The sequence below is a fragment of the Pontibacter amylolyticus genome (assembly GCF_014638845.1).
In the GTDB taxonomy this organism is placed as follows: Bacteria; Bacteroidota; Bacteroidia; order Cytophagales; family Hymenobacteraceae; genus Pontibacter; species Pontibacter amylolyticus.
On the sequence record NZ_BMFP01000005.1, the window covers coordinates 1 to 25689 of the forward strand.

The window sequence follows — 25689 nt, forward strand, 5'->3', positions numbered from 1 at the left end:
TTTTTTGCTTACTTTTTTCATCAAGGAAAAAAGTAAGGCCCGCCCGGCCAGGGCAAGCTATGAAATAGCACTGGTTGCTATACCTGCAAAAAACATTAGCCACAGTGCAAAGCAGGCTACACCTATACATGGGCCAGAGGCCCCACCATAGCAAGTCACGAGCGAAGACGCTCGCGCCATAAGTGCTATACCTGCAAAAGACATAAAAAAAGCCCCATTCAGTTAAGAACAGAGCTTTTGATGTGCGCGCGGGGAGATTCGAACTCCCACACCCGAAGGCACCACCCCCTCAAGATGGCGTGTCTACCAGTTTCACCACGTGCGCAGCTGATTAGGTTTGCAAAAGTATACCGCAGAATTGAGAATTGCAACAGCCAACCACCACCAAAGGCATTTTTTTAACGCAGGTTAAGCTTCGCGTCTTTCAGCTATACCCTATACCTCAAACAGTCAGGCCAGTAGCTACTGCGGCAAGGTATAGCGGATGCCCAGGAAAAAACGCCGCCCCTGCATGGGCGCGTAATTGTACTCCGTGTCGAAGCTATAACCGTAGGGGTTATCCACCTCCACCTGCTTATCAAACGGATCGAAGGGACGCATCAGCGGATACCTGGGCATAAAGTTCAGCAGGTTTTTCACCCCGCCGTATACCTCCAGCCCCTCTCCCATGGCTTTCGTGGCCTGCAGGTTCTGCAGACTGAACCAGGGTGACTGCTCAGGCCTGAAATCATTTTCCTGCACCGGCAGGTACATCGGTCCTTTTACGCTGCCTGTGTAGTCCAAGGTGAGCGCCAACTGCCTGAATTGGTAGGAGGCGGTGAAAGTGCCCGAAAATCGGGGTGCGTGCAATTGCGGAATCCGCTCCTCCCCATGCTCGGGCGTACGCTGCACCTGGTATACATCCATCAGAGTAACACCGGCGTGCAGGCGCAGCGGGAACGTAAAAGCCAGCTCTGTATTCAATGCTATACCTTTGGAAATGGCGTGACCGCTCAGGTTGTCGTAAATGATCTGCGTGTTGTTGGTCAGGAAATCAGCGATGATTTTGTTCGTGAAATAGGTATAGAATACGGCCCCCTCCAGGTTCAGAAAACCACTGCCCAACGGAATGTAGCGCTGGTAGTTCAGGTTAGCGTTGTACGACTGCTCCGGCTTCAATTCATTGCGGATGACCACTTCGCGGGCACCAGTCAGGGCGGCGTGGTCTTCAGTGAACAGGTTGACTACGCGGTAGCCGTTGCCCATGCTCAGGCGGAAGATATTGTCTTCGTTCGGAGCCCAGCGCATGCTCAGGCGCGGCGAAAAGATACCACCGTGCGCCGAGTGGTAGTCGTAGCGCAAGCCGGAGAGCAGCGTGAATTTGTCGGAGGCTTTGAACTCGTGCTGGGCAAAGGCCCCCGGCAGCGACGTACGATCCGGCTGGTTTTCAGCACCCGCCTCACGCTGCGTGGCAGGCGTGTTATCGTCGTACCAGGTATAGCGGTAAGTGGTGCCCAGCAGCAACTTTTGCTTAGCTCCCAGGTTCTTGTCCCAGACCAGCTGCCCAAAACCTACCCGCTGATGCCCTCTGTAGACGGTCTCGCCGTAAGCGGCATTCTGCTGGTGATCATTGTAAGAGAAGCTGAACAGCAGGTGCTCAGGTATAGGCAACTGGTAACCACCCAGCACTTCGTAGCGACTGGTATAGACCGACTCGCCGTATACCTGGTCACCGCCCCGGTGCATGGGCTGCCACTGCATCTCCCCGCCAAACCGGTCTTCGTAGTAATAGCGGGCCGCCAGGTTGGCCACTCGGTTCTGCGGACGGTTCAAGCTCCATTTGTTGAAAACCGAAAAGCGGTGCTGCACCGGTATATCCGTAAAATTATCCTCGTTCACATCGCGCCTGTCTGCAAACCGGAAATAGTTGGTGCTGATCATAGTCGAGGCGCGAGTCCAACGTTTGCTATACCCAAGGTCGGCATTCAGTTCCTGGTGCGAGGTATAGAACAGATCGGCAGAGAGCCGCGGCGCCGTTAAGGGGCTTTTGGTGATGATGTTGATGAGCCCCGCCACTGCCTCCGAGCCGTACAGCGTGGAGGCCGGCCCTTTCACCACTTCTACCCGCTCAATTAAACTGTTGGGTATACCACTCAGCCCGTACACGGTGGACAGAGCACTTACGATTGGCATGCCGTCGATCAGCACCATGGTATAGGCGCCTTCCATCCCGTTGATGTGGATGTCGCCTGTGCCGCACACGCTGCAATTGATCTGAGGCTGCACCCCGTTCACGATCTCCAGCGCCTCGAAAATAGCCGGGGTTGGGTTCTTTTGAAAATACTTGGGGGTATAGATCTCCACCGGCACCGGAGATTCCAGCAGGTATGTCTCGCGCATGGTGCCCGACACAACAACCTCACGCAAACGTGCGTCCTGGGGCTGCAGGCGAACTTTCACGGTGCTTATCTCACCAGTCTTTACTGTTACCGTCAACTCCTGCGCCCTGAAACCGATGGCTGAAAAGCTGATTTTATGAACTCCTACCGGAACCTGCCCTAACTCGAAATGCCCCTTTTCGTCAGCAGTGGTCCCTATACTGCTACCAACCAATCCGACGCTGGCAAAGGATGCGGGCACCTCCCCAGTCATTACCTGCCCCTTCACTTTGCCAGTTTGGGCACTTACCAAGGAAGGGACGATGAGCAAAACACAAATCAGGTATAGGTACTTCATTTTCATTATTTAGGCTTATCATGTCTATTACGAGACAAACTTAAATAAAAGTTTAGATTTCCTTATACTTAATTTTAGATTACCCTAAAAACATTAATTCTCTGTCGTTGTTCAGATAAGGATACTGTTGTAAGTTTTTGGTACTGAAAGCCTTGTGAAACCGATTTCGAAAAAACGTGAAACATTTGTGGAGTGCCGAAACCTTATGCACAACGAACAATGTTGGTTTAGCAAAAACGCGCATAAAGTTTTGAGGACGCCGGTGCCCTCAAGCTTAAGTTTCGTATTTAATGTTTGGACTATTTCAGGGGTATAGCTAAATTTATACCTTCATAAAGAATAGTTATATTACAATATTTAGCCAGGGAGTTTATGAGTGTAGAGATAAAAGGACTATCCAAAGCGTATGGCAACAAACATGTATTGCAATCGCTAGACATCACAATAGAACAAGGCCAGTGCTACTGCCTGCTGGGCAAAAACGGAGTTGGCAAAAGTACCTTTCTCAACAGTATTCTCGATCTCATAAAACCTGATTCCGGCACCATTTCGCTCTTTGGAAAAGACTACCTGAGCAATCCACTCGAGGTAAAGCAGGATCTGGGCGCCCTTTGCGAAGACAATCCCCTGATTGAAGAATTTACGGGCTTGGAGTACCTTAACTTTGTGGCAAAACTCTATAGATTGCCTGAAGACGAGGCGCAGCAGCGTATCAACAGCCTGACCAATTACTTTTTCACGGAGCGTGAGTCGTTGCACAAGAACATTGCGGGCTACTCTACTGGCATGAAAAAGAAAGTGGGCATCGTAGCCGCTATCCTGCACAAACCACGCGTGCTCATCCTGGACGAGCCTTTCACGGGCCTCGACCCGATTGCAGCTCAACTGCTGGTGAAGCTGATCCGCAACTACAGCACGTCAAGCCGCGTGGTGCTTATCTCATCACACGACCTGAACTATGTAGAGCGTGTCGCCACGCACATCGGGGTGCTCAACGATGGGCAGCTGATGTACAACGGATCGGTGCAGGAATTTACCATGAACGGCGAGGCGCTCATCGACCAGGCCCTGTTTCAGTTGCTGCTCCCGCACCACACCGCTGCCGACGCCGACATCGACTGGATGTTGAATTAAGTTAGAAAATTAAAAAGTTGGGAAGTTAGAAAGTTATTTTTCTGGCTCTTCGACTTTCTACCTTTCTAGCTTTTTAACTTATCACTTAAGTAAATGGATCTGATTTTATATTCCTGCAAGGCAAGACTGAACAGCTATTTCCGACACAAGAAAATGCAACGGGTACTCCTGCTCGCGCTGGGCATTGTGCTGTCTGCCTTCTATGCCTGGCTGATTACGTTTCTGCTGCAGCAGGCCCGTGAAGGCGGCCTGAATATGGATGTCAGCCAGATGCTGGGCTATACCAACCTCCTCCTGCTGTCGTTCACGATACTGCGCGGTTTTTTCCCGGCCTATATCCCGAAAGCAGATTTCATCAACCGCATTTACCCCATCAAACCGCTCAAGCGCTTCTGGACTGAACTGATCGTGGAGTTGGTGTCGCCCTTCTACTTCGTGCTGCTCAACTTCCTGCTGCTGCTCTGCATGATGTCGCCTGACTATACGGTGTTGCATCTCGCGCAGAGTTTCCTAGTGTTTCTGACGGCGCATATTACAAGGCGGTCGCTGCAGGTGTTCATTGAGCGGCGCATCAACTGGCGCGGCAGTGCTTTTTGGGGAGCCGTGATCATGGTGGGCGCCTTTATCGCCCTGGAGGCCCGCGCGCCTATGTTTGAGCCGGTGACTTCCGTGATGATGCTGGTGGTGCACCTGGCTTCGCTGGCCTGTTTTCTGGTCGCGAACTACCTGCTGGAGCAGGCGGCCTACGAGCCGAAGCGCCGCACAGTGAACTACAGCAACGATGCCCGCCGCAGCCTGGGCTGGCGCCTTTTCAAGAACCACAAAATGGCGAAACAGCTGCTCCTGTTTGGTCTGGGCTTTAAGGTGCTCATGCTCGGCATCGACGCAACGGTATACTCGGCCAAGGGCATCCACATGCTCGACAAGAACGTATCGCTCTGGCTGTTTGTGGGTCCGCTTGTGATTTATACCTACGTGTTCAACAACGTGTGGGGCTTTTACAAAAACCTGTGGCTGACAACGGAACGCGCCACCGGAAACTACAAGGAATTTCTGAAGGCCAGCCTGCTGCCCCTTCGTATGCCCATTCTGATAGATGCGGCCATCGTGGTGTTGTATGTGGCTTTCTTTAACCACGAACAGGCAACCTTTATTTTGCTGATGTACAGTGCCGCCGTGCTGGTTTTGACTCCCATCGGCATCATTGCCTCATTCACGAGCCCTAAAATGGTGAAAGGCGGTATCCTGAGCTTTAGTGCGAAAACCTCATACCTGTACAGTTTCATCTCTATCCTGCTGCTGGGCCTGCTGTTCTTGCCCCTGCTGCACCCGATGCTGTACATGGTATACCCTGTCGTGATCGCCCTGACCGTTTTTGCCATGGTAGCGGTATTGCAGGAGTACAAGCAATACAAGTACAAGCTGTTTGAGACGCTCTACAAAACCGAATAAACCGCACATCGAACTAAGTGTGTAGCAATATTGTCATTGCAATAGCCTGACACACCCCACGGGCAAACTATATCAGATGGAATTCGATTATGACAAATTTTTAGTTGAACTGCAGGTGCAGAATCTTTCTAAAGAAGAGGCTGCTCAAGCGGTTTACCAGGAGATTCGCGACGCTGAAAATCAAAAGGCTGGCTTTTTGGACCAGGCCACCGAAAACCCGGATTTTTTCACCTACATCGGCAGCCAGGTAGACAGCTACATTACGTACCTGAAAGTGCTGCACAACAAGATAGCGCCACAAGGGCAGTATGCACCTGATGAGCAGGTATACCGTCCTGACATGGAAGTGATTAACCGTACACTGGAATTGGTGCAATACCTGGAGAAGGTGGAGCAAGGCAAGTTGGGGAATAAAGAGGTAACCACCCAAAAGACCAATCTCAACATGACCAGTGCCGATATTTGAATATCTTAAACAAAAAAAGAAAGGCTTCTTACGTTTCGTAAGAAGCCTTTCTTTTTTAAGTGATCCCGCTGGGATTCGAACCCAGGACCCATACATTAAAAGTGTATTGCTCTACCAGCTGAGCTACAGAATCAGTACTGTTTATTCCCAGTGTTGGGAGTGCAAAAGTAGACCTTTTTCTTTAATTCACAAAGTCTGCTCCCTTTATTCATGCTACTTACGGTAACTGTATAAAACGCTGGCGTTTCATTTTGGTTTAATCTTCCTAAGCATCAATCGGTTACCGGCCATCCAAAAAAAATTCATTTCAGAAAAAAAAAGCGCGTCATACCGGATAAAATCGCTTCAAGCCCTGAATCGCTGGTCAAGCGGGTAGCAGTTCACTCAAATCAGACACATCCACTTCTACATTTGCCTGCAGCTCCAGGTTCAGGAACATCCGGTTGGCTTTTGGCGTGATGTCATGCACCCGGACCTCCTCTACTGTACCGGTAAGCTTCAGGCCTTTCAGCTCCATACCTGTTTCCAGCATACCGTTTGCCTTGGCCAGTTCGTTCCCAATTATTTCGGCCAGATTTACTCTCGCCTTCTGGATGATCTGGTTGTAGGCCACCTTGTTGACCAGCACCTCGAGAGAGGAGTTATAAAAGCGGCTGGAAGTCTGGGCCTGCATGTTGAATCTGTGGATGTATACCTGCTGCGTGGCGTTGTCGTAGCCAGGCGTTGCCTGCACATACAGGTCCACATTGTCGCGCTTAAGGATGGTTCTTAATATCCGGATCCTGACCCTCAGGATAATGTCACCTGTACCGGAGCTGCTGCCTGCCAGCCCGACATCCAGAATCTGGGCATATGGGTTTGCATCCGTATCTTCTGAGGGCTTGGGTATGTATTCGCCTACCAGCTGCTTCCTGAGCACACCCTCCAAAGCAGGGTAAGAAATAGAGACCGGCACCTGAATTTTGACAAAGTTTTCCATATATAGACTTTAGGTATACAAAGGCATTTAAACTCAAAAATACCTAAAGGGTTTGAGGTGATCGAAATCGGCAGAAATAAAAAGAGCCCCAAACCCAGGTTTGAGGCTCTTCTAAAGTGATCCCATCGGGATTATAATAAAGCACACAAAGCTTTACAAATTAATAATTTCAACATACTAACAGAGCCTCGAATAGGCCACCCCACACACGAGACTTAAAGTTAGGATTAATTCCTTAAAACCGAATAATACACCGGAGCACCACAAGACAAACCGGGCATTCACAGACCTAGTCGCTTCCCCTAGCCCTCACTTGACTGTTATCGTGCCCTTCATGACGGGGTGGAAACTGCAATAGTAACTGGCGCTGGTCTTCGCAACCTTCTTCCAGGAGCCCTTGGCTGCCAGAGGCGGCGACTTCCATGACTTGCCGGACGCCTCTGTCACGTCGTGCGTGACCATATCCAGGTTCACGAAAAGCACTGTATCGCCGGGCCGCACGCTCAGGCTGGAAGGACTGAACTTCATCTGCACAATCTCCACGCGGTGCGTCTTGCTAGCAGGCCTTTCCTGTAAGGTGGAAAATCCCGTCAGCAGAAGCAGCGCGCAGGGAAACAGTACCTTGTGCATTGACATAAACATGGGGCATTATTTTTTGGACATTTTTTGCTGTATCATTTTCGCATGCTCCAGGTGTGCCTCCAGGGCCGGCACCACAGACATCAGTAAATCCTTCAATTCCGCATTCTCTGTCTCCGGAATCAGGAGATCCTTCACCGCAGCGATAACAGAGGTATGGTAGGCTACTTCATTGTCTATATAAGCCTTGTCAAAAGCCTTTCCTGACTTGGCACGCAGTTGCTCTTTGGTTTTCTCCGCGTCGGCCTTCAGCTGCTGGCTGACTGCATTGTCCTTGGGAGTCACGGATAACTTTTCCGTCAGCGCGACTGCCTGGTCGATGACGGCTTGATGATCATTGGCCATGGTCCGGGCAAATTCCAACACCTGGGTATCCTTAGACTTCTCCCTGGCAATAGCGGCAAAATCAATGTCAATCTGATTGGCCGTCACGGCTGCCGAGGCTACCTCCGCATCCGATAGCGTCGGGTTCCCCTGCGCCAGCACCGTGGACCCAAAGGCAAACACGCCAAGAAATAGCGCTGCAGTCTTCATGGTGAACTTCTCAAAACGTTTCATATTTTCTGATTTTAAAGTGATTAGATAAGTATTGGAGTAGCTGGCTCGTAATAAGTTACAAAAGAGGCCATCGTTTTTTGGGACGGCGCAGGAAGGTGCTCCCGTTGTAACCTATACCTGCCCCGGGCACTCTAAAACTTTAAAAAAGAACCCATGCGATTTCCAAAAGGCAAAATTGTGGCGATAGGCGGAAACGAGGACAAAGGCACCCTGCCCGTACCCGCCGAAGGCAACGTGCGCGACCAGATACGTTTTTTCGAGACTGGCATCCTGAAGCGCATTCATGACGAGTTGCATGGCATCGGCACCCGCATCGAGGTGATCACGACGGCCTCGCATATACCGGAAGAGATGGCCAAAGCTTATTATGATGGTTTCCTGCTGTTGGGCTGCGACAACGTGGGTGCCCTGCACCTGCAGACAAAAAAAGACTTAGCCATACCTGAAAACCTGGAAAGGCTGCGAAAAACAGATGCCGTCATGTTCACCGGGGGTAACCAAAGCAGGATTACAGAGGTTTTTACGGGTTCGCCGGCATTAGATATCCTACATGAAAGGTATTGGCAGGAGGAGAAATTTCTGATCTCGGGGACCAGCGCAGGCGCTATGGCCATGGCCGAAATCATGATCCTGGGCGCGGCCGAGAAAAACGTGTTGGTGAAAGGGGCCGTCGAACTCGGGTATGGACTGGGGTTCCTGAAAAATGTGATGATCGACACCCACTTTGTGAACCGCCGCCGCATTCCCAGAATGATTGAGAGTCTGGCCGCCCACCCGACCCTGATTGGGGTGGGGCTTGGGGAAGACACCGCAGTGCTTATCAAAGATGGGAATTGCCTGGAGACCATTGGCTCGGGGCTGGTGGTGCTGTTGGACGGCAGGCACCTAAAGGCGAACAATTACAGGCTACTGGCACCCGATGAGCCCCTCTGCCTGGAAAATATGATCATGCACGTACTGCCCAAAGGCAAGAAATTTGACACGCAATCCGGCCGTTTCATGTAAAAGCCTCCCATACCAGCGAACCCTGTTCTAGCCTCCTCACTGTCTTTTCTGTGATTTTGTAACCAATCGCTTCCCTTCTGACTCTAAATCAAAAAAGGCATTCATTCTTAAAGACAACTAATAATAAGTGGGCGTGGTATTCAGGTATACACCTGGTACAGTACCAGTTACATTCACTTACAATCTTAAAAAATCATGCATAAAACGGAAGCCGTGGTCAGCTATGCACCGGACAGCGAGATTGTCTCAAAGATAAAGGCCGGTGAAAAAGACCTGTTTGAAATCCTGATCAGGCGCCACAACGGAGCGCTTTACAAAGTGGGTCGTTCTTTCGGGCTTTTGCATGACGATGTGCAGGATCTGATGCAGGAGGCTCACATTGCGGCTTACCTAAATCTGGGGAAATTTGAGTCCCGCGCCGCCTATAAGACCTGGCTGATCAGAATAATGCTCAACAAGTGCTATCACTGGACCATGGAAAAAGCGCACAAATCCAAATCCGCCTTCTCGGAGGTCAGCCATACCGGAGAGGTAAATTTCGCGGAGAAGAATCCGTCCTCTGACGGGCATAGAGAAGTGCTGAACCGTGAGCTTGGGCGGGTGCTGGAGGAATGCATTGAGCAGCTGGCTCCTGAATACCGTACCGTTTTTGTACTGCGTGAGTTGGAGGGCCTGAATGTGCACGAGACGGCTGAGGTGATGGAGATCACGGAGACGAATGTAAAAGTACGGCTGAACAGGGCGAAAAGCATGCTGCGCAGGAAACTGGAGAGTTGGTATCCGAAGGCGGCCGTGTATGAGTTCAACCTCATTTACTGCGACCAGGTAGTGGAGCGGGTTTTCCAGCGGATCTGAAAGCGGTGCCAGCCCAACCGCTTAAGCCAGTTAGGCAGTAAAATGCAAGGCGGGAAGTCGTTTATTTTGATACTTATACTTTTACCACTCAGCCATGGAGACACAATCTTTTTGGGAGGCCACAACTCCCCAGCGCCCTGATTACCCCACCCTGGAGGGTAGCCTTCAGGTGGATGTAGCCATTGTGGGCGGCGGCATAACCGGCATTACCGCAGCGCACCAGCTTGCCAAAGCAGGCAAGCGTGTGGCGGTATTGGAGGCCCGCCGAGTGGGAGGCGGCACCACCGGCTGGTCTACCGGCAACCTGTATGTGCCCGTGGGGCCCTACTTCCATCACATTGCCAAAACCAGAAGTCAGGAAGTTGCCAACACCGTTGCGCAGGCAAGGTTCGCGGCGCTGGATTTTATTGAGCAGCACACCCGAAAGTACAGCATCGACTGCCATTTCGCGCGGCGGCCCTGGTACTTCTTCACGCAGGAGGAAGACATGGCGTCTACGATTGAGAAGGAGGCGGAGGCACTGCAACAGGCAGGTATGGCCGCTGAATTTGTGACGCAGGTTCCCGGGCTCAGGTTCGACAGTGTGCAGCGGGCTGTCCGTATGGATGGGCAGGCACGCTTCCATCCGTTGCGGTACGTGCTAGGCTTGGCAAAGGCAGTCACCCAAATGGGCGTCCAGATCTACGAACACACCACCGTGGTGGACCTAAAAGAGGAGGAAGATCACTGTCTGCTGACAACAACACAAGGCACGGTGACCTGCCACCAACTGATTCTTGCCACGCACATTCCCATCGGTATCCATACGGTGCAAACCGTGGCCGCTCCCTATCGAAGCTATGTAGTGGCCATGCGCCTGAAGTCGGGTGCTTATCCGGATGCCTATTTCTGGCACAACGACAAGACCCACCACGCCATTACCACCCACAGCACCGACTCCATGGTACTGGACATGCTGATGATCGCCGGCAATCACCACAAAACCGGGCAGGCCTCGCACCAGGAGTACCAGCACTATTTCAACGAACTCGAAGCCTATGCCCGGCAGCACTTTGACGTGGCCTCGGTCGAGTTCAGGTGGTCGGCCCAGCATTACCGCTCAGGAGACGGGGTGCCTTATATCGGGCTCACGCACAAAGGGTCGAAGCGAACGTACATTGCCACTGGTTTCTACGCCGATGGACTCACCTACGGCACCGTGGCCGGCATACAGCTGGCTGACACGATAGCCGGGGAAGGAAGTCCCTGGCTGGAGACATTTGACGCTACGAGGGGCACTAACCTGTCTACCGTCGGAAAGTTTATCAAGGAAAACGCCAACGTAGCCGCACAGTACCTGAAAGACATACCCGCGGGTCAGGTCAGCCATTTCGCTGATATAAATCCAGGTGAGGGCAGAACCATCGAGGTGGAATCTGAAAAGCTGGCCGTATACCGCGATGAGCAGAACCAACTGCATGTCTGCTCGGCAGTCTGCACCCACATGAAGTGCATTGTGAACTGGAACAATGCCGAGAAGACCTGGGACTGCCCCTGCCACGGAAGCCGCTTTATGACAGACGGGAGCGTGATTGAAGGCCCTGCCATCCTTAATCTGGAGCGGAAAGCGATTGACCCCAAAACCGGTCACTTACTAGAATCGGGAGGCAAAACCTCCGGCGAACGCGAAATCAATAACCCGATCACCTAAACCCTGACAGCCATGAATCTGATCTATACCGCTATTGGTTTTTTCGCGCTGGCCGCCTTGCTGGGGATGTACCTGCTCACCTTTGTGCTCCGGGGCAAAGAGACGCCCAAGGCGATTGTCTTCTCGCATGGTCCCATGGCGGTCGTCGGGCTGGTGCTCCTGATCATTTACATTACCAAAGGAGGTCCTAACCCCTGGGAGAGCCTGGTGCTTTTCGTGCTGGCAGCCTTAGGGGGACTGTACATGGTTTCCCGGGACCTGACGGGCCGTCCCATCCCCAAAGCCTTGGCCGTCGGGCACGGACTGCTGGCGGTGGCTGGTTTTGTGCTGCTGTTGGTTTTCGCGTTCGGGGAATGAGTCATTCTCCATACCCTCTCTATACCTAGGACTGTTTCATTCTAAGAAAACAGGCTAAAAAAACTTATTGTCATTCTGTAAAGAAACTTGGTTGAAATACAGGGCCCTTTCCCTCGGGAGGTTAAGCCGAAGCTACTCGCTACCAGGATCCTTACAGGATGACAAAAGAGATAGAATGAAACGGCCCTGCTGATATACCGCCTTCTGGTAAATGAAAGCGCCAGTTGGATTATCAGTTTTACTATCAACCGTTGGGATTCAGAAGGCTTCTTTGAAATTTGAGGTAACTCTTGTGAACCCGCCGGACATAAAAAAAGCCCAATCCTTACGGATTGAGCTTCTCATTTGTGATCCCGCTGGGATTCGAACCCAGGACCCATACATTAAAAGTGTATTGCTCTACCAGCTGAGCTACAGAATCGGTACTGTTTGTTAGTAGTTAAAAAAGCGCCTTACCGAAACAAAGCGCTTGCATTTGTGATCCCGCTGGGATTCGAACCCAGGACCCATACATTAAAAGTGTATTGCTCTACCAGCTGAGCTACAGAATCTTTTACTAACTTGCATTGTCAGGGACGTTTCCCTTAATTGCGTTGCAAAAGTAATAGCTATCTGTTTAAATGCAAAATCTTTGGTTCAAAATCTCTGGTTTTTTGCTCCTTTTTTTGGCGCTGAACACCGAACCAGTTTATAGTCAGACAGATAATAAAATCCTTTTGCGGGCCGATTCCCTCTTCAATAACCTGCAGTATACGGAGGCTTTCACGCTTTACGATTCGCTGCTGCAGCACGAGCAGGTATACACGCCACAAATGCTCCTCAAGATGGCCTACATCAAGGAGAGTGCGCGCGACTATACCGGGGCCATGTACTACCTGCATCTTTTCTACAAGAAACAGCCCAGCCGTTCGGTGCTAAAAAAGATGGAAGAACTCGGGCAAACCCACCGCCTGAGCGGCTACGAATACAACGACCTGCAGTTCTTCAAGACGCAGTTCAGCAAACACTACATGCGCATTCTGGAGCTGATGTTGCTGGTGGCCGTCGTGGCCGTGACGATTATGTTCGTGAGCTGGCGCAAAGGACACCGGTTCAGCCAGACGTTCAAGGTGGGCTTTGTGCTATACCTGCTCTTCATCCTCTACTACATCAACTTCCTCAACCTGGGTGATGCAGGCATCATCCGCAACGATCAGGTAGCCATCATGTCCGCGCCCTCGGCTGGCGCCACCTGGCTGGCCACCGTGTCGCAGGGACATAAGGTACCTATCACAGGCGAACAGGATATCTGGTACGAGATCCGGTGGAAGGGTGAAAAGGCCTATGTGCGGAAGCACAATCTGCTGGAGCTGCCTTAGCTTCTGCGTATCACGACACACGTATCACGTAGCACGACTTGTCTCAGGGAAATGACCTGACAGAAGACTGCTTGACAAAAAACTTTCTAAGGCTATTACGGATTTGATATCCGGAACAACAGCTATACCTGTGTAAAGTCTAATACCCTTTGAACGCTCTTTCGGATTTGCAATCCGCCTTGCAGAGGCTGTTGCTCTTGGCAGGCACGCGGATTGCAAATCCGCATAATAAGTGGCCCCGGATTGCAAATCCGGAACAGCAACCTGTGTCCTGGGTCAAGTAGTCCATTGTCAAGTCCTCTCTGAGGGCATCGTGCTACGTGATACGTGTGTCGTGATACGTAATTACTTCTTCAACGGCGAGTCCTTCTCCTTCGCCATCACATTGTAGACCAGCTTATCAGCCAGGCTTGGGAAGAGTTTGTTTACCCATACCGCCATTTTGCCCTGGGTCGTCATCACAAGGTCACGCTTGCGCTTGATGGTCGCTTGCAGGATGCGGTCGGCTACTTCTTCGGCACTCATCATTTTCTGTTCGTCACGCGGTGTCTCTCCCTGCTGCTGCCCGTCGGCGGCGAGGGCCGTGTTGCGGATGTTGGAAGCCGTGAAGCCCGGGCAGGCAATGAGGACATGCACGCCGGAGTGAAGCAGTTCGGTGCGCAGCGTTTCCAGGAAGCCGTGCATGGCAAACTTAGAGGCGGAGTAGCCTGTGCGGGCAGGCAAACCGCGGTAACCGGCAATGGAGGAAATACCAATGATAGAGCCTTTGACCGCTTGTATGTAAGGCAGTGCGAACTTGGTGCTGTAGACCGTTCCCCAGAAGTTGATGTCCATTACCTTGCGCAGCACGTCCAGGTCGAGGTCCTCGAAAAGCGCCCGCATCGAGATGCCCGCATTGTTGATGAGGATATCCAGTCTGCCATACCTGCTCACCGTTTCAGCGACCATGCGCTCGCAGTCGGCCTCGACGCTCACATCCGCGTTGATCGCCAGGTTGTCTATACCTGCCGCCGCCAGTTCCTGCGCGGTCTGGTCGAGGTTCTGTTGGTTTCGACCGGAGTAGGCCACATTCGCGCCTGCCTTCCCGAAAGCAAACACCAGCGCCTTGCCTATACCTGATGTGCCACCCGTTACGAGCACTACCTTATTTTTCATCTTTTTCAAATCAGCTTATACCTTGCCTACATAGCAGACAAATATTTAGATCCCGCACTGTGCAGGCATCAGATGCAAAACTACTACTTCTGCGCTAAATTTCGTTTAGGAATTCCGCCATGGGCAGATTACGCCTATACCTTAGATTTTGCGTACCTTTGCAGGTATAAAGCAGAGAAAAGATGAGTAACTATACCCCATTAAGCGAAGTAGGCGAGTTTGGCCTCATCAAGCGACTAAAGGAAAAAATAGAGTTGCGCCAACCTTCCACCATCAAGGGAATCGGCGACGATGCAGCCATTCTGGAGCCGGGCGAAAAACAGATCGTGGTGACAAGCGACATGCTGCTGGAGGGTGTGCACTTCGACCTCACCTTTTGCCCGCTGAAGCACCTGGGCTACAAAGCAGTGGCCGTGAACGTATCGGATATAGCGGCTATGTTTGCCAAACCGACGCAGATTACGGTGAACATTGCGCTGGGTGCCAAGTATACCGTGGAGGCCGTGGAGGAACTTTATGAGGGGATGCGCCTGGCCTGCGAAAACTACGACGTGGACCTGGTGGGCGGCGACACCACCTCTTCCCGCACCGGCCTGGTGATCAGCATTACGGCGATCGGCGAGGTAGCCAAAGGTGAAGCGGTACTGCGCAGCGGCGCCAAAGAAAACGACCTGATCTGCGTGACCGGCGACCTGGGCGCCGCCTACCTCGGACTTCAGATTTTGGAGCGCGAGAAGCAGGCTTTTATGGCCGATCCGGAAATGCAGCCACAGCTCGAAGACAAGCAGTATATTGTGGGCCGCCAACTGCGCCCGGAAGCCCGTATGGACGTGATCCACGACATGAAGGGGCGTGACATCAAACCAACTGCCATGATCGACGTGTCGGACGGGCTGGCCTCTGAGCTGTTCCACATCTGCGCGCAGTCCGGCGTGGGTGCCACCATCTACAAGGACAACCTTCCCGTAGATGAGCAGACGCTGGAAGCAGCCATGGAATTCAAGCTCGACCCGATCACCTGCATCCTCAACGGCGGCGAGGACTACGAGCTCCTGTTCACGGTGCCGCTGTCCGACTACGACAAAGTGAAGAACCACCCCGACATCAGCATTATCGGCAAGATCACCGACAAGAGCGAAGGCATCAACCTAGCCAACAAACACGGACAGTCCTTCCCGTTGCAGGCGCAGGGCTGGCAGCATTTTTAAGGTACGTATCACGACACACGTATCAAGTATCAAGATTTCTTCAATAAGATCATAAAACGAAAAAGGAAAGCTGCTCAGCTTTCCTTTTTCGTTAGGTATAAAGTCGTGCTACTTGATACGTGTGTCGTGATACCAAAACTTGCTTCGCAAGCCTAATCCTCCGGGAAGGGGATGAACACGAAGTTGGTGAAGTTCTCGCCGTCTACGACGAAAAGGCAGCAGAACTCGTCCGGGTCTTTGTAGGCCGCCACGAAGTCATCTATTTTCTCCGAATCCACCAATCGATGCTTGATGAAGTCTTCGAGGTAAGAAGCATAGATATGCCACTCCAGCGCCAGTTCTTCTTTGGCGAGGAAGAGCGAACCGATGGGCACCTCCGTGCGGGAGAAAACGAAGATCGGGTATTTGGAAATCTGGCGTTTGCGCACCTGGTAAGAGGCTTCGCGAAGCGTCTCGGCCACCACCACAAAGTCCCTGGAGATGGTGCCCAGGTATTTACCGTTCAGTTCAGGATCGTTTTGCATAATTCTTTTTTGCGCAGCACGACTTCTTCTGGACAAAGGACTATAGACTTTGTAACTTAAGACTTTCGCGTACAGGTATAGCCGAAAAAAATCTTTTGTCTTTTGTCAAATAGTCCTTTGTCTAGTTCTCACTGAAGCAATCGTGCTACTTGATACGTGCTACGTGATACGTCTAGTTAACAATACAATATTCTCAACGTGGTGCGTCTGCGGGAACATGTCCACAGGCTGCACACGCGTTACGTCATATTTCTCGGAAAGAAGCTCCAGGTCGCGGGCCTGCGTGGCGGGGTTACAGCTCACATACACAATGCGGTTCGCATGCACTTGCAGCAGTTTGGCCACCACCTTCTCGTCCATACCGGCACGCGGCGGGTCAGTGATCACCACATCCGGTTTACCATGGCGCTCGATCAATTCATCCGACAAAATATCCTTCATATCACCGGCGTAGAAGGTTGTGTTCGTAATGTCGTTGATCTGCGAATTGATCTTCGCGTCTTCGATGGCACTCGGCACATATTCTATACCTATGACTTCGCGGCACTGACGGGCCACGAAGTTGGCAATGGTACCGGCTCCGGTATAAAGGTCGTATACCAGTTCGTTTCCGGTCAGACCCGCAAACTCGCGGGTCAGTTTGTAAAGCTCATAAGCCTGGTCGGCATTGGTCTGGTAGAAGGATTTCGCCCCCACCCGGAAGCGTATACCTTCCATCTCTTCGTGGATGTAGGGCAAACCCTTGTAGCAGATAACCGGCAGGTCATGGAAAGTCTCGTTGCCTTTACCATTCACCACATACTGCAGCGAGGTGATCTCCGGAAATTCTGCCGCCAGATGATCCAGTATACCTGTCAGGGCTTCCTGGTCGTCGTGGTATACCTGCAGGATCACCATCAGCTCGCCGGTGTTGGCGGTCCTAACGATCAGGTTGCGTAACCAACCTGTCATGCGCATCTTATCAAAAAACACCAGGTTGTTGGCACGGGCGTAGTCGCGCACGGCCAGTCGGATGCTGTTGGACGGCTCGGGCTGCAGGTAGCAGTTCTGGATGTCGAGGATCTTGTCGAAGCGGCCCGGCATGTGGAAACCCAGTGCGCGGCGCTCGTGCTCCTCCCCTGACTTGATCTGCTCGTTGGTCAGCCAGCCGTAGTTAGAGAAAGTGAACTCCAGTTTGTTGCGGTAGAATCTGTCTTTGGCAGAGCCCAGGATTGGGTCGAAAGGCGGAAGCGCCACTTTGCCGATGCGCTCCAGATTATCCTGCACCTGCTTCTGCTTGTAGAACAGTTGCGTGTCGTAGCCGATGTGCTGCCACTTGCAACCGCCGCAGGTACCGAAGTGCTCGCAGAAAGGCTGCACGCGCACATCGGAGTAAGCGTGGAAACGCACGGCTTCCGCCTCCATAAAGCTCTTCTTTTTGCGGGTCACGCGCAGGTCTACCACGTCGCCGGGGGCCACACCGCCCACAAAAACCACCATGTTCTCATGACGGGCAAGGCATTTGCCCTCGGCCACCATCTCCTCAATTCGTATGTTTTCGAGTATCTCGAAATTTATCTTCTTCTTTTGCTTTCTCACAGTGCTGCAAAATTAACTAAAAATCGGGAGATGTGGGAAGTGGGTACTAATTAACTCAAGCACTGCTATCCCTGGACATTGTCCTCGCTCGCGCGCCTTCAAGCGAGGACAAGGGGTGATTACGAACCAATCGTCTAAAACAAAAAAAGGCCGCTCCCTTTCAGAAGCGGCCTTGCTATACCTTAAGGCATGTCAGCTCAATAAGGTTTGGCTTTGTGGGACTTCTGCTTCGCGTCTTCGACACCCTGCTCTCCGGTCACGTTGCCCATCGGACCGTCCATTCCTTTGTCCATTTTCTTCATCTGCTTCGTCACCTGCTCGATGCGCTCGCGCACCAAACGTCCGTAATTTTCATCGGCCTGCGTGAAATGATCCAGCATTCTTTCCTGAATACGGGGGTCGCATTTAGCCAAGTCGTTGCCCAGGTTGTTGATCAGTTCCTCACGCTCCCAGTCCTCGAAGTTGCGGAACGTCTCCCCGGCCTGCTTGAACGGATTGGCCCGCTCGATCGGCTGGCGTACCAAATTGGCTTCGTAGCGCGGGGTGTACTCTTTTGCTGGCTTCGGTGCTTCGCTCAATCCGCCCAGTATAGACGGCTCGTAGTTCACGTGAATGTTCTGTCCTTCGGCAAAATCCGTGTCGTAGGCCATCTGGCCGCCACGCTGGTTGGTGGCCACGTGTACTTTCGGCGCGTTGATCGGCAGCTGCAGGTAGTTGGCGCCGATGCGGTAGCGCTGCGTGTCGGAGTACGAGAAGGTACGTCCCTGCAGCATCTTATCGTCAGAGAAGTCCAGTCCGTCTACCAGCACACCGGTACCAAATGCAGCCAGTTCTACTTCGTTAAAATAATCTACCGGATTTCGATTCAGGGTCATTTTACCAACCGGGTACCACGGAAACTGCTCTTTCGGCCACAGTTTGGTGTCGTCCAGCGGGTCGAAGTCCAGTTCCGGGTGGTCATCATCGCTTATGAGCTGCACGTTGAGCTCCCACTCCGGAAAGTCGCCGCGCTCGATCGCCTCGTACAGGTCCTGCGTGGCATGGTTGAAGTTTTTGCCCTGTACCTCCTGCGCCTCTTTTTGGGTCAGGTTGCGGATACCCTGGAGCGGCTCCCAATGGTACTTCACCAGCATGGCCTCACCCTCAGCATTCACCCACTTGTAGGTGTTCACGCCGGAGCCCTGCATCTGGCGGTAGTTGGCCGGAATGCCCCAGGGCGAGTACAGGAAAGTAACCATGTGAGTGGCTTCGGGAGAGCCGGAGAAAAAATCGAAAATACGCTCCGCGCTCTGGATATTGGTTACCGGATCCGGTTTCTGCGAGTGAATCAGGTCCGGAAACTTCATGGCATCGCGGATGAAGAAGATCTTCAGGTTATTGCCCACCAGGTCCCAGTTGCCGTCTTCGGTATAGAACTTCACGGCAAAACCACGCGGGTCGCGCAGGGTTTCAGGTGAGCCTGACGGATGGCCTACAGTGGAGAAGCGCACAAAAGTGGGCGTCTCCTTTCCTTTTTTAAACACCTTGGCGCGGGTAAATTTCTCGACCGGGTCCTTGCCTACTGTGCCGTACGAGACAAACACGCCATGGGCACCGGCACCGCGGGCGTGCACTACGCGCTCCGGCACGCGCTCCCGGTCAAAGTGCGATATCTTTTCTATGAAGTGGTAGTTCTCCATGGTAGCGGGGCCGCTGCTGCCAAGGGTTCTGATGTTTTGGTTGTCGGTGACAGGATGCCCCTGACGGGTGGTGAGGGTGTTGCCTTTGCTGGCATTGCGGGATTTTTCGGCTTTGCTATACCTGGACTTTTCTTGCCCGTTGCCTTTGCTTCCGTTTTTTTTCATGACCTGCTTTTTTTGATAGATTTTCAGATAGTATTTAACGAAACCAATACCTAAGGGTTGATGAATTCAGGCTAAATCATTGATTCTTATCTGAATATCAACGCGCAAACACCGTTTTGTCATAAGCAGCGTCTAAGTCATTTCAACCCGCGTATACCTCTTACAATTATCACGTTATGTTACATCCCCATGAAAATAACCGCACTTGAACTGCAGACCAGCCAGCCTGAAGAACTGAAAGCATTTTACACGCAATTGCTCGGCTTGCCCTTGTTATCAGAAGACGACGAGTCTTTTAGTGTACAGGCGGGGTATAGCACGCTGACATTCCGGACTGGCGAGGCAGCGCAAAATGGAGGCTATCACCTGGCCTTTCATATACCTGGAAACGGGATTACGGAAGCTGCTGCGTGGCTGCGGGACCGGGTGGCGTTCCTGTATGCTCCCGGCGCAGCCTCCCCCGTAGTCGACCATGAAACCTGGCAGGCGAAGGCGCTCTATTTCTACGATCCTGCCTTTAATCTGCTGGAGTTCATCGCCCATCGCAGTGCCCCTGCCAGCCATACCCCATTCGGACCAGCTCAACTGTCAGGTATAGCCGAGGTGGGACTTCCGGTGATAGGGGTAGCAGCATTTGCACAGGAGCTGCGGGAAGAATTTAAACTGTCGCGCTGGAAAGTAGCAGATGCGCTGTTCGAAGCTGTGGGCGATGCGGAGGGCCTGTTCATTGTGGTGCAGGAACAAAGGCCCTGGTTTCCCACGCAAAACCCCGCCCTGGCGTTGCCACTGTGTGTACGGGTGCAGGCACCGGGTGCCGGCCGTATAGCCCATGGCCCTTTCGTGATCGAATCGGAGAAGACAAAAGTACAGGTATAGCCAACGCCAGCTGTGCAGATTACGGAAAGCCGCCGCCGGTATTGGCGAACGAAGAGAACACTGCGGCCCAAAGCCCGTTAATAAGGCAGAAGGTACATCAACCCAAAACACTTAAAACTATGAGACACAACGAAAGAAATTACGACAGCGACTACCGTAACCGCGACTACCGCTCCGGTGACAGTGATAATCTATCAAATTACCAAACCCGCTACGAAAACAGGGGCAATTACTACGGCAGGCCGGATCAGGGCCACGAAGAGCGCAGCGTAAGCAGCCAGGGGCGCTACTATGGCGGTTCTTCTTCTGGGTCGGGAGGCAGCTACGGAGACAGCAGCCGCAGTCAGGCTGATCGCCATACCCAGGGGCAAATGCACCAGAACGAGTGGGGCGGCGGCAGTTCATACAGCAACCGCGAAAGAGGCAGCTATGGCTCAGGACGTGGCAGTTCACAGAGCGACCATTACCGCTATGGCGACCCGAACCCTTACATGAATTACCAGCGCCAGGGAGGCTACGAGCGTGACCGAGACACCGACTGGCGCAGAGAGAGCGATGTAGACCATGCCAACCGTCGCTACGAGCGGCAGGAGAACAGCTACCGCCAGACCGGCCACGGACGTCGCTTCGACCAGTATGGCACGGATGAGCGCTACAACTACGCACACGGCCGGCAGGACGGTCGCAGAAGCATTGACAACCCTGAAAACCTGGACGACCGCTACTACGACCGCGGGGAACACAGCCGCAGCAGCAGCGACAACGACTATGGCAGCAACTACGATCACCGCAACCAGAACCGCAGGGGACGCGACGACAACTACGAATCAGGCCGCTTACGCGACAGTGGCCGCGATAGCTCCCCAAGCCGCAGCCCACGCGGCTATGGCTACCCTTCCGGCCCTGACTACTCAGCCAACTCCCCCATCACCAACTACGGTCCCGGAGTTCGCGGTTATCAGAAATAAAACCTAAAGCGAAGTCCACCTACCTCTGGTGGACTTCCTGCTTTACACCACCAAACCACCTTATTATGCGCTCATGCGTATGCTATTCCATACCCGGACAAAGCACAGGTATAGCGCGAGCCCTTTATTAAAAGACTATGAAAAAAATATTACGCTACAGCTGGCTATTGCTACTTTTTTTATTCCTGAGCGCCTGTAACCTTAGCGAGAAAAACAGGCGGTACGGCGTTGAGGGAGACACAGAGCTGAAAAGTTCGTACTGGATACTGCTTTCGCTCCAGGACCAGCAATTTGAGGACAACCCCGAAAACCAGACGGCTTACATACGCTTCGAGGCAGGTGAAAATGAGTTGACAGGCTTCACAGGTTGCAACCGCCTGATGGGCAGGTATAGCCTGAGTAACGGTTCCCTGCAACTCACGAACCTGGCTACCACACGGGCCATGTGCCCGATCATTGAGCAGGAAAACCTCCTGATGGCCGTGCTCAAAACGGTCGACTCCTATGAGATCGCGGGCGATGTGCTCACGCTCTTCCACCAAAAAACGGCCGTCGCCACCTTCAAGACAGGTTCGGAACCCAACATGCCAGATGTTCGATGAGAGAATAACTATCAGATTATAACCATATTAGCATGTAAGCAGTATGCTAAAGGCACCAACAGTCATGTATTTATTGAGCAGCTAAAACACCTATACCTATGGCAACAACTAAATGGATCGTTGATCCCACGCACAGCGAAGTACAGTTCAAAGTGCGTCACCTCATGATCACAACGGTGACCGGCTATTTCGAAAAGTTCAATGTGGAAGTTGAGACCGAGGGAGAGGATTTTCACAGCACCAAAAAGATCCTGTTCACAGCCGATGTCGACTCGATCAGCACCAACAACGAGCAGCGCGACACACACCTGAAATCGGCAGATTTCTTTGATGCCGAGAATCACGGGCAGGTGCGGTTTGAGGGCAAGAACTACGAGGAGCTGAAACCGGGCTTTGAGAAACTGCACGGAGACCTCACCATACGCGGCACCACGCGGCCTATTACGCTGGACGTGGAATATCACGGCACCGTGGTGGATCCCTATGGTCAGACCAAGGCGGGCTTCAGTGTGGAGGGCAAGATCAAACGAAAAGAATTCGGCCTCAACTGGGATGCCGTAACCGAAGCCGGCAGCGTGGTGGTGAGCGACGAAATTCGCCTTCACTGCGAGATCCAGCTCGTGAAACAGTAACCAGGATAGCTGCGCTAGTCACTGGCGCCCCGGCTGGCGCAGCTACCGAATTACCCTATACGTGTAGCATACTCCCGTTCGCTTAGCCCGCCAACTCCTGGCAAGCGCCTCTACCGGTTTCTCTGTCCGGTAAACCTTGCTTGTGCCTTTACCGGCTGTTTGGCCGCCCCATACCTCAGCATGCCTGTTTGCATGAATCCTCCTACTATTATGCAAAAGAAAAGCGCCAGAAAAGCGATAAAAGATACCTTAAACATCGACTTAAGCGATAAAGCGGCTCAGGAGCTATACCTGAACATCTGCAACTTTATGCTTCACAACGATGACAAGTGCTACATCAGCGTCATCAGGTATAAGTACCTGCTGCTCTGCGGTGAGATCAGCACGGCGGTAAGCGATTACTTGGTGATGGAACAACTCATCGAGAAGATGCAGGCCAAGCACCCCTTGGTGCTCTCAGCCATCGCCTACATAGCGCGATTCAAGTCCTGACTCAAAGTAAAAGGTATACCCCAACCCGTAGCAGGCAGGGTATACCTTTTATCTTTTCTAGGTGGCACGCTATTCCTGTAACAGCTTTTGATAGTTCGAGTTTCTGTCGATGAATTTCTTTACGACCGGGCAGGTAGCGATCACTCTCTTGCCGTTCTCCTCTGCGTAGCACAGGCCTTCCTCTATCAGCTTGTTCGCTACGCCTTTGCCCCGCGCCGACTCCGGCACGAAGGTGTGCGTAAAATCCATCACCTCTTCAGAAGGGGTGGCGTAGGCCAGTTCAGCGTCTTCCTCCCCCAGACTGGCGGTAAACTGCTGGTATTCTTTATCGTGCTTGATGTTCAATTCCATGGCTATGTTGCTTTAGTTGTTATTTTGGCGTCACCAATTGCCCTGCCGGATGATGTAGCAGCACGACAGAGCGACTCCCGATCCGTATGTTCCCACCGGCTTCCACGGTAGTTGCTTCATCTTTTATCTCAGTGTGGTAAGTATCCAGTATTTTGGTCCATTGCGCCCCATACTTTGCTTCGGGAATGATGTAGTCTACGTCTTCGTGGTGGGCGTTGAAGATCAGGTAAAAGCTGTCGTCTATGATCTGCTCGCCTTTGGGGCCAACCGAGTGCAGGCCGCGCCCGTTCAAAAACACCCCCAGCGACTTGGCAAAATCGTGGTTCCAGCGCTCTTCCGTCATCTCCGATCCGTCAGGCTGAAACCAGGCAATATCTTCCACTCCCAACCCCTTGATAGGCTGCCCCTGAAACCAGCGGCGTCGGCAGAACACCGGGTGGTTGCGGCGCAGATCAATGATTTTTTGTGTAAAGGCCAGCAGCTCTTTGTCGGCTGTGAGCCAGTTGATCCAGGATATTTCGTTGTCCTGGCAGTAGGCGTTGTTGTTGCCCTGCTGCGTGCGGCTGATCTCGTCGCCGGCCACCAGCATCGGCACTCCCTGCGATAAAAACAGCGTGGTGAGGAAGTTGCGCTTCTGCCTGTTCCGCAGTTCAACGATCTTTTTATCTTCCGTCGGGCCCTCGGCACCGCAGTTCCAGGAGCGGTTGTGGCTCTCCCCGTCGTTATTGTCCTCGCCGTTGGCCTCGTTGTGCTTCTCGTTGTACGACACCAGGTCATTCAGCGTGAAGCCGTCGTGCGCCGTGATGAAGTTGATGCTGGCCGTGGGGCGGCGGAAGTCATCGCGGTACAGGTCGGAGCTGCCTGTGAAACGCTCGGCAAATTCCCCCAGGGTACTCTCCTCCCCTCGCCAGTAGTCGCGTATGCAGTCGCGGTACTTTCCGTTCCACTCGGCCCAGCCGGGCGGGAACTTGCCCACCAAATAGCCGCCTTCCCCAATGTCCCAGGGCTCGGCAATGAGCTTTACCTGTGAGATAACCGGGTCCTGGTGGATGATGTCGAAGAAGGAACCCAGGCGGTCCACCTCATGCAGCTCGCGGGCCAGCGTGGCGGCCAGGTCGAAACGGAAGCCGTCGACGTGCATCTCCAGAATCCAGTAGCGCAGGCTGTCCATGATCAGGCGCAGCACCGGCGGCATCATGGCATTGAGGGTGTTGCCCGTGCCGGTATAGTCCATGTAAAAGCGCTTGTCCTCCTCCATCAGCCGGTAGTAAGACGAGTTGTCTACGCCCCTGAACGACAGCGTTGGGCCCATGTGGTTGCCCTCGCCGGTATGGTTGTACACCACATCCAGGATCACCTCTATACCTGCCTTGTGCAGCGCCTTCACCATGTTTTTGAACTCCACCACCTGCTCACCCAGTGTGCCACTGCTCGAGTAGCGCACGTCCGGCGCGAAAAACCCGATCGAGTTATAGCCCCAGTAGTTTGTCAGGCCATTGTCAGCCAGGTGCCGGTCGGTAATGAAATGGTGGACCGGCATCAGTTCGATCGCCGTAATCCCCAATTCCTGCAGGTACTTGATGGTAACCGGATGGCCGATGGCCGCATACGAGCCGCGGATCTCCTCCGGTATATCCGGGTGCAGCTTGGTCAGCCCTTTGACGTGGGCCTCATAAATAATGGACTTGTGGTAGGGAATCCTGGGCTTCTTCACTCCTTCCCAGTCGTAATTCGGGTCCACCACCACACTGAAAGGTATAAAGGGGGCACTGTCAAGCGTGCTCATCTCCATGTCTTCTTCAGAACCGCCTAATTCGTAGCCGAAAAGGGAGTCGTGCCAGTCGATAGTGCCCGAAATAGCCTTGGCATACGGGTCTATCAGGAGTTTGCTTGGATTGAAACGGTGGCCGTTGGACGGTTCGTAAGGTCCGTAAACGCGGTAGCCGTACAGTTGACCGGGCTTGATCTCGGGAAGGTAAGCGTGCCATACCTGGTGGGTGCGTTCGTTCAGTTTTATCTTCACTGATTCGCTTTCGTCTTCTGTTGTGTTGAAGAGGCACAGTTCTACACCGGTTGCATTGTCGGCGTAAAGGGCAAAGTTCACGCCTTCTCCATCCCAGGTGGCGCCCAGTGGGTAGGGACTGCCAGGGTATACGGTAATATTCATACGGATTTTGTAACTTAGTTAGCTGATGATGTCCTTTTCAGGACTTCTTCGTCTACGCAGAAAGCCCGGAAAGAGTCGGGCTAT

At 52.7% G+C, this 25689-nt stretch carries 24 protein-coding genes and 4 tRNA genes; 14 read left to right on the top strand and 14 right to left on the bottom strand.

Going from position 1 to position 25689, the window contains the following annotated elements; genetic code table 11:
* Window positions 1-243 precede the first annotated feature (243 nt).
* A tRNA-Leu gene (locus IEV97_RS12930) sits at window positions 244-325 on the bottom strand.
* Between the two features lie 137 nt (window positions 326-462).
* A complete protein-coding gene (locus IEV97_RS12935; RefSeq protein WP_188502313.1) occupies window positions 463-2715 on the bottom strand; it encodes a TonB-dependent receptor in 2253 nt (750 codons plus the stop codon).
* A 372-nt stretch (window positions 2716-3087) separates the two neighbouring features.
* Here IEV97_RS12935 and IEV97_RS12940 point away from each other — a divergent pair, with 372 nt between their 5' ends.
* From IEV97_RS12940 to IEV97_RS12950, 3 genes are all read left to right on the top strand, one after another.
* Window positions 3088-3849 (top strand): ABC transporter ATP-binding protein, encoded by a 762-nt coding sequence (locus IEV97_RS12940; protein ID WP_188501912.1) that lies wholly within the window; start codon window positions 3088-3090, stop codon window positions 3847-3849.
* 93 nt (window positions 3850-3942) lie between these two features.
* The gene (locus IEV97_RS12945) at window positions 3943-5301 is read left to right on the top strand and encodes a hypothetical protein (protein WP_188501913.1); all 1359 of its coding nucleotides are present in this window, start codon (window positions 3943-3945) and stop codon (window positions 5299-5301) included.
* Between the two features lie 76 nt (window positions 5302-5377).
* Window positions 5378-5767, top strand: a complete 390-nt coding sequence (locus tag IEV97_RS12950; protein ID WP_188501914.1) for a hypothetical protein — start codon at window positions 5378-5380, stop codon at window positions 5765-5767.
* 60 nt (window positions 5768-5827) lie between these two features.
* On the opposite strand, the gene IEV97_RS12955 is transcribed toward IEV97_RS12950, so the two are convergent.
* The 4 genes from IEV97_RS12955 to IEV97_RS12970 form a co-directional block, all read right to left on the bottom strand.
* Window positions 5828-5900: transfer RNA gene (locus tag IEV97_RS12955), tRNA-Lys, on the bottom strand.
* Between the two features lie 231 nt (window positions 5901-6131).
* Entirely contained in the window at window positions 6132-6746 is a 615-nt protein-coding gene (locus tag IEV97_RS12960; RefSeq protein WP_188501915.1) for a DUF4403 family protein, read from the bottom strand.
* 309 nt (window positions 6747-7055) lie between these two features.
* Window positions 7056-7382, bottom strand: a complete 327-nt coding sequence (locus IEV97_RS12965) for a plastocyanin/azurin family copper-binding protein (protein WP_229733934.1) — start codon at window positions 7380-7382, stop codon at window positions 7056-7058.
* 12 nt (window positions 7383-7394) lie between these two features.
* A complete protein-coding gene (locus tag IEV97_RS12970; protein WP_188501916.1) occupies window positions 7395-7943 on the bottom strand; it encodes a DUF4142 domain-containing protein in 549 nt (182 codons plus the stop codon).
* Between the two features lie 153 nt (window positions 7944-8096).
* On the opposite strand from IEV97_RS12970, the gene IEV97_RS12975 reads away from it, so the two are divergent.
* From IEV97_RS12975 to IEV97_RS12990, 4 genes are all read left to right on the top strand, one after another.
* Complete coding sequence (locus IEV97_RS12975; protein WP_188501917.1) at window positions 8097-8948, top strand: cyanophycinase; 852 nt, start codon at window positions 8097-8099, stop codon at window positions 8946-8948.
* A gap of 195 nt (window positions 8949-9143) precedes the next feature.
* Window positions 9144-9803: a sigma-70 family RNA polymerase sigma factor gene (locus IEV97_RS12980; RefSeq protein WP_188501918.1), complete on the top strand. Its 660-nt coding sequence runs from the start codon at window positions 9144-9146 to the stop codon at window positions 9801-9803.
* Window positions 9804-9897: 94 nt separating this feature from the next.
* Entirely contained in the window at window positions 9898-11493 is a 1596-nt protein-coding gene (locus tag IEV97_RS12985) for an FAD-dependent oxidoreductase (RefSeq protein WP_188501919.1), read from the top strand.
* 12 nt (window positions 11494-11505) lie between these two features.
* Window positions 11506-11850 carry a hypothetical protein gene (locus IEV97_RS12990; RefSeq protein ID WP_188501920.1) on the top strand — a complete coding sequence of 115 codons (345 nt, stop codon included), beginning with the start codon at window positions 11506-11508 and terminating at the stop codon, window positions 11848-11850.
* A gap of 348 nt (window positions 11851-12198) precedes the next feature.
* On the opposite strand, the gene IEV97_RS12995 is transcribed toward IEV97_RS12990, so the two are convergent.
* Both IEV97_RS12995 and IEV97_RS13000 read right to left on the bottom strand, forming a co-directional pair.
* Window positions 12199-12271 (bottom strand) — tRNA-Lys (locus IEV97_RS12995).
* 57 nt (window positions 12272-12328) lie between these two features.
* Window positions 12329-12401, bottom strand: a tRNA-Lys gene (locus tag IEV97_RS13000).
* A gap of 165 nt (window positions 12402-12566) precedes the next feature.
* Here IEV97_RS13000 and IEV97_RS13005 point away from each other — a divergent pair.
* Window positions 12567-13208 (top strand): SH3 domain-containing protein, encoded by a 642-nt coding sequence (locus IEV97_RS13005; RefSeq protein ID WP_229733935.1) that lies wholly within the window; start codon window positions 12567-12569, stop codon window positions 13206-13208.
* Between the two features lie 345 nt (window positions 13209-13553).
* On the opposite strand, the gene IEV97_RS13010 is transcribed toward IEV97_RS13005, so the two are convergent.
* Window positions 13554-14363, bottom strand: coding sequence for an SDR family oxidoreductase (locus IEV97_RS13010; RefSeq protein ID WP_188501922.1), 810 nt, complete (start codon window positions 14361-14363; stop codon window positions 13554-13556).
* A 182-nt stretch (window positions 14364-14545) separates the two neighbouring features.
* Here IEV97_RS13010 and thiL point away from each other — a divergent pair, with 182 nt between their 5' ends.
* Window positions 14546-15571, top strand: coding sequence for a thiamine-phosphate kinase (gene thiL, locus IEV97_RS13015; RefSeq protein WP_188501923.1), 1026 nt, complete (start codon window positions 14546-14548; stop codon window positions 15569-15571).
* Window positions 15572-15723: 152 nt separating this feature from the next.
* On the opposite strand, the gene IEV97_RS13020 is transcribed toward thiL, so the two are convergent.
* The 3 genes from IEV97_RS13020 to IEV97_RS13030 all read right to left on the bottom strand — a co-directional run bounded on the left by IEV97_RS13020 (window position 15724) and on the right by IEV97_RS13030 (window position 19517).
* Window positions 15724-16095 carry a hypothetical protein gene (locus IEV97_RS13020; protein ID WP_188501924.1) on the bottom strand — a complete coding sequence of 124 codons (372 nt, stop codon included), beginning with the start codon at window positions 16093-16095 and terminating at the stop codon, window positions 15724-15726.
* 159 nt (window positions 16096-16254) lie between these two features.
* Window positions 16255-17673: a 23S rRNA (uracil(1939)-C(5))-methyltransferase RlmD gene (rlmD, locus tag IEV97_RS13025; RefSeq protein ID WP_188501925.1), complete on the bottom strand. Its 1419-nt coding sequence runs from the start codon at window positions 17671-17673 to the stop codon at window positions 16255-16257.
* A gap of 197 nt (window positions 17674-17870) precedes the next feature.
* The gene (locus IEV97_RS13030; RefSeq protein WP_188501926.1) at window positions 17871-19517 is read right to left on the bottom strand and encodes a catalase; all 1647 of its coding nucleotides are present in this window, start codon (window positions 19515-19517) and stop codon (window positions 17871-17873) included.
* Between the two features lie 189 nt (window positions 19518-19706).
* Between IEV97_RS13030 and IEV97_RS13035 the strand changes: the two genes are divergently transcribed.
* From IEV97_RS13035 to IEV97_RS13055, 5 genes are all read left to right on the top strand, one after another.
* Window positions 19707-20393: a VOC family protein gene (locus tag IEV97_RS13035; protein ID WP_188501927.1), complete on the top strand. Its 687-nt coding sequence runs from the start codon at window positions 19707-19709 to the stop codon at window positions 20391-20393.
* 119 nt (window positions 20394-20512) lie between these two features.
* Entirely contained in the window at window positions 20513-21361 is an 849-nt protein-coding gene (locus IEV97_RS13040; protein ID WP_188501928.1) for a hypothetical protein, read from the top strand.
* A gap of 137 nt (window positions 21362-21498) precedes the next feature.
* A complete protein-coding gene (locus IEV97_RS13045) occupies window positions 21499-21963 on the top strand; it encodes an META domain-containing protein (protein WP_188501929.1) in 465 nt (154 codons plus the stop codon).
* A gap of 98 nt (window positions 21964-22061) precedes the next feature.
* Window positions 22062-22595 (top strand): YceI family protein, encoded by a 534-nt coding sequence (locus tag IEV97_RS13050; protein WP_188501930.1) that lies wholly within the window; start codon window positions 22062-22064, stop codon window positions 22593-22595.
* 210 nt (window positions 22596-22805) lie between these two features.
* On the top strand, window positions 22806-23087 hold the full coding sequence (locus tag IEV97_RS13055) for a hypothetical protein (protein WP_188501931.1): 282 nt from the start codon (window positions 22806-22808) through the stop codon (window positions 23085-23087).
* Window positions 23088-23156: 69 nt separating this feature from the next.
* On the opposite strand, the gene IEV97_RS13060 is transcribed toward IEV97_RS13055, so the two are convergent.
* Together IEV97_RS13060 and glgX are read right to left on the bottom strand one after the other, a co-directional pair.
* Window positions 23157-23438 carry a GNAT family N-acetyltransferase gene (locus IEV97_RS13060; protein ID WP_188501932.1) on the bottom strand — a complete coding sequence of 94 codons (282 nt, stop codon included), beginning with the start codon at window positions 23436-23438 and terminating at the stop codon, window positions 23157-23159.
* Between the two features lie 19 nt (window positions 23439-23457).
* Window positions 23458-25605, bottom strand: a complete 2148-nt coding sequence (glgX, locus tag IEV97_RS13065) for a glycogen debranching protein GlgX (RefSeq protein ID WP_188501933.1) — start codon at window positions 25603-25605, stop codon at window positions 23458-23460.
* Window positions 25606-25689: the final 84 nt, after the last annotated feature.